The organism is Streptomyces sp. NPDC090499 (assembly GCF_044769305.1).
Lineage (GTDB): Bacteria > Actinomycetota > Actinomycetes > Streptomycetales > Streptomycetaceae > Streptomyces.
On sequence record NZ_JBIVXP010000049.1, the window covers coordinates 1 to 3,767 of the forward strand.

3 protein-coding genes and 1 pseudogene are annotated in these 3,767 nt (G+C 66.7%); 3 read left to right on the forward strand and 1 reads right to left on the reverse strand.

Annotation, left to right across the window (positions count from 1 at the left end; all coding sequences use genetic code 11):
- Positions 1 to 261: 261 nt before the first annotated feature.
- Positions 262 to 1,500 carry an MFS transporter gene (locus ACIQVL_RS51465; RefSeq protein ID WP_403479306.1) on the reverse strand — a complete coding sequence of 413 codons (1,239 nt, stop codon included), beginning with the start codon at positions 1,498 to 1,500 and terminating at the stop codon, positions 262 to 264.
- A 295-nt stretch (positions 1,501 to 1,795) separates the two neighbouring features.
- On the opposite strand from ACIQVL_RS51465, the pseudogene ACIQVL_RS51470 reads away from it, so the two are divergent.
- The 3 genes and pseudogenes from ACIQVL_RS51470 (at position 1,796) to ACIQVL_RS51480 (ending at position 3,593) form a co-directional block, all read left to right on the forward strand.
- Positions 1,796 to 2,071: pseudogene (locus ACIQVL_RS51470) on the forward strand (type II toxin-antitoxin system Phd/YefM family antitoxin).
- 272 nt (positions 2,072 to 2,343) lie between these two features.
- Positions 2,344 to 3,174, forward strand: coding sequence for an IS5 family transposase (locus tag ACIQVL_RS51475; RefSeq protein WP_403479304.1), 831 nt, complete (start codon positions 2,344 to 2,346; stop codon positions 3,172 to 3,174).
- Positions 3,171 to 3,593 (forward strand): hypothetical protein, encoded by a 423-nt coding sequence (locus ACIQVL_RS51480; RefSeq protein ID WP_403479305.1) that lies wholly within the window; start codon positions 3,171 to 3,173, stop codon positions 3,591 to 3,593. The genes ACIQVL_RS51475 and ACIQVL_RS51480 overlap by 4 nt, the downstream gene beginning before the upstream one ends.
- Positions 3,594 to 3,767 lie beyond the last annotated feature (174 nt).

Genomic DNA, 3,767 nt, shown 5'->3' on the forward strand with positions numbered 1-3,767 from the left:
TGGAGGTGATGAAGCGCATTGATCCACTGAAAGGCCTCAAACTGGCACAGCGACAGAACTCGCATACCGGCATGAGGCATGCCTTAATGCCCTCTCAGAGGGTGGTACGTGAGTTGATGTCCGTTTGGCCCTTTCGGCAAGGGTAAGCGGGCTGGCCGCGACGTCGCCGGGAGACTACGGCCACGGCTGGGTGAACAAGCCCTGCTCGGTCGTCGCACTCCGCTCCATCGAGCTGGATGACGAGACGGCCGGCCGTCCACGTCACGCCGCTTCCCCGAGGGACACATCCTCGGGGATCGGGGGCTGACGCCGCGGCATGAGCAGCATCGTTCCGGCGGCCAGTGCGATGGTGACGCAGCACAGGTTCATCATCGCCACGATGCCCAGCGCCTCGCTCAGCAGTGAGCCCGCCACCATGCCCGACAAGGAGGCCGCCGCCTGTAGAAATCCGTAGGTTGCGCTGACCCTGCCCAGCACAGCATCAGGGGTGTAACGGGCGACGAGCGTCCCGCTCGTGATGGTGAAACAGACCATGGGCGCCCCGATTGTGAGGAACAGCGCGGCGCTCCACTCGATCACGGGGGTGTTGAATGTCGCCGCGAAGGTCACGGCGAGCGCTGTGAGGGAGCCCACCAGCACTGTCCGGTCGGCGAGTCTCCGGGCGAGTGCGCGGCTGAGCGGCACCCCGAGCAGGAGCCCTGCACCGAAAGCCCCGAAGAGCAGGCCGAGGATCTGTGGTGAGGCGTGCAGGACCCGGTCCATGTACGGGATGAGGCCGACGTTCACGGCGGACGTGGCGATCGCGAAGAGGGCACCGGCTGCCGCCAGCGCCGCCAGCCACGGACTGTGGCGTATCTGTGCGACTCCGTCGCGGATCTCGGCGGCCAGCCTGCTTACCTGCCCACGCCCCGCCCCGGTGCTTTGGCACGCCGTCGTCTGCGACCGGTTGCGGACCATCGTGAGGCAAAGTGCCGAACACGCGTAGCTGATCGTGTCGATGGCGACGACTGCCGTGAAACCAAGGCCGCCGTACACGGCCCCGCCCAACGGGCCGCCGACGAGCCGGATGGAGCCGACGATGAGGGCGCTCACGGAGTTCGCCGCGTGGAGGTCGCCCCCACGGCCGACCAGTTGTGGGAGCAGGGCGGCGGAGGCCGGGTTGAACAGCTGGCTCAGGGACGACTCCAGGACCAACGCGACGTAGATCAGCCACACCTCGTCCGGACTGTCCACCCACAGCATCAGCGACACCGCCACCATGCGGACCAGGTCCGCGGCGATCATGACGCGCAGCCGGTTCCAACGGTCGACGAGCGCCCCCGCCAGCGGGCCGAGGACCAGCGCCGGAACCGTTCCCGCGGCCAGCGAGAACCCCGACGCCATGGCGGAGCCGGTCAGCTCCAGGACGTAGTACGGGACCGCGAGGAGCAGGAACCAGTCGCCGAGATTGGACAGCAGTTGACCGAACGCGAGAAACCGGTAGTCCCGGATCCGCAGCACACTGAACAAGACCATTCCTTCGGGATGGAGGCCAGGCCCGGGCCCGGCAGCCTACGCGGCGTGCTGAGACGCCTGAGCGGCGTCAACTCCGCCCACACGGCGGGTGGATGAAGACCAACGCGTAACACTCACTGGCCTCCTTCAGACGGACCAGGTCCCCCCGCACTTCAAGCAACTCCCTTTTGGTCGGTCACACGCACAGCCGACCGACCGGTGTCGTGTGATCAGCTCGGCGGAAACGCTCTCGTAAAACGTACAGGACGTACAGAACTGCGATACGCAGCATGGCCCTGAGATTTCAGTGACGCAAGCCCAGGTCCGAGCTTGCGGAGCTGGTCAACCGCGTCGTCTACGGCGGGGAACACGTCGTCCTACCCGCCACGGCAAGCCGCTCGTCGCCCTCGTGTAGGCCGCTGACCTGGAGCGACTCGAATCCGCGGCATAGGAGCCGGACAAGGTGATCGGCACGGTGTCCGTCATCCTGGACGCCCTGTCCCCTCGCAGCGAGCCGAACCAGTTCGGCCTGGTCGCCGAGCACGGAAGCCCGCGCGAGACTTACCGGCCTCACTGAACTCGTCCTATTTACGGACCGGCGTTCCTGGCGCGGGTCCACTGAATGTGCAGATTCACTCCAGCGCGTCGATCGCAGCTCGGATGCGTACGCGTGGTGTCGTCGTGCCTGGCGAGCTTTGCCGTAGGCCCTCTGGACACGCTCGCCATCGGCTCGTTCCTTGTCCGTAAGAGGATGGTATTTGAGCCGATAGGCGATTTAGCGTCACCTGAACGTATGGGACTGCGGCATCCCAGCCGGTCGAAGGGCTCGGGCGTGCTGGGCTGAACACCGTGAGCGAGCGCAAGTCCTACAAGACCGACCTGTCCGACGAGCAGTGGGCGCTGGTCGAGCCGGTGATCGCCGCGTGGAAGGCCGCGCACCGCTCGGTCAGCGGCCACCAGGGCCGGTACGAAATGCGGGAGATCGTCAACGCGCTTCTCTACCAGGGCCGCACCGGCTGCCAGTGGGACCTGCTTCCGCACGACCTGCCGCCGCGCGGCGCGGTGATGTACTACTTCACCAAGTGGCGTGACGACGGCACCGACCAGACCATCCACGACCTGCTGCGCTGGAAGGTGCGGGAGAAAGCGCGGCGGAAGGCGGACCCGAGCCTGGTGGTGCTCGACACCCAGAGCGTGCACGCGGCGGCCGGGGTGCCCGCAAAGTCGACAGGGCGTGATGCGGCAAAAAAAGTGCCGGGCCGCAAGCGTGGCCTGGCCGTTGACGTGTTGGGCCTGGTGATCGCGGTGGTGGTGCTCGCCGCGTCCGTGCACGACAACGCCGCCGGTATCACGCTGCTGGACAAGGTCGCCGCCGACACCGACACCGTTCAGAAGGCCCTGGTCGACCAGGGCTTCAAGAACGCCGTCGTCGCGCACGGCCAGACGGTGGGCATCGAGGTGGAGATCGTCGAGCGCAACCCGACCCAGACCGGGTTCGTGCCGATCCCCAAACGGTGGATCGTGGAGCGCGCCTACGGGATCTTGATGCTGCACCGCAGGCTGGTGCGCGACTACGAGCACCTGCCGCGCAGTTCAGAGTCACGGGTGTACTGGGCGATGACCGCGGTGATACTGCGCCGACTGACCGGGGACACCGCTGCGGCCTGGCGCAGCGCATGACCGGCGGGGAGCTCACCCTCGGGGCGGTACTGGCGCGGCTGGAAGAGCGGGAACGGGAGATCACCGCACAAGCCGAGGCGACAAGGGAGCAGATCGCGCAGCTGACCGCACGGCTGGACGAACTCGGCCGGGCCGCCGAGGAAGTCCGGATCACCCGCAAGACACTGCTGGAACTGCCCGATCCGCAGCCGCCCGCGCCGCCGGCCCCGAAGCTGCCGGACCATCCGGCCTACCAGCAGATCATGGCGGTGTTCGCCGCGGCCGACACCCCCCTGCGGGCGCGGCAGGTGTGCGAGGCGATGGACATGGAGATCGCACCCAACAACATCAACAACACCCGCCTGAAACTCAAGCGGCTGACCGAGCGCGGAATCCTGGTCGAGACCGAGCAGGGCTTGTTCACCCAGCCGCGGCCATAGCCGCCCGACGACGCCGCGGCCAGCGCACATGCCCATCCCGAAAGAGCGAAACGGACATCAATTCACGTACCGCCCTCTCAGAGGGCATTAAGGCATGCCTCATGCCGGTATGCGAGTTCTGTCGCTGTGCCAGTTTGAGGCCTTTCAGTGGATCAATGCGCTTCATCACCTCCA

Excerpts from the sequence above, each read along its gene's own strand:
- ACIQVL_RS51480 (WP_403479305.1), top strand. The coding sequence starts at position 3,171 with ATGACCGGCGGGGAGCTCACCCTCGGGGCGGTACTGGCGCGGCTGGAA.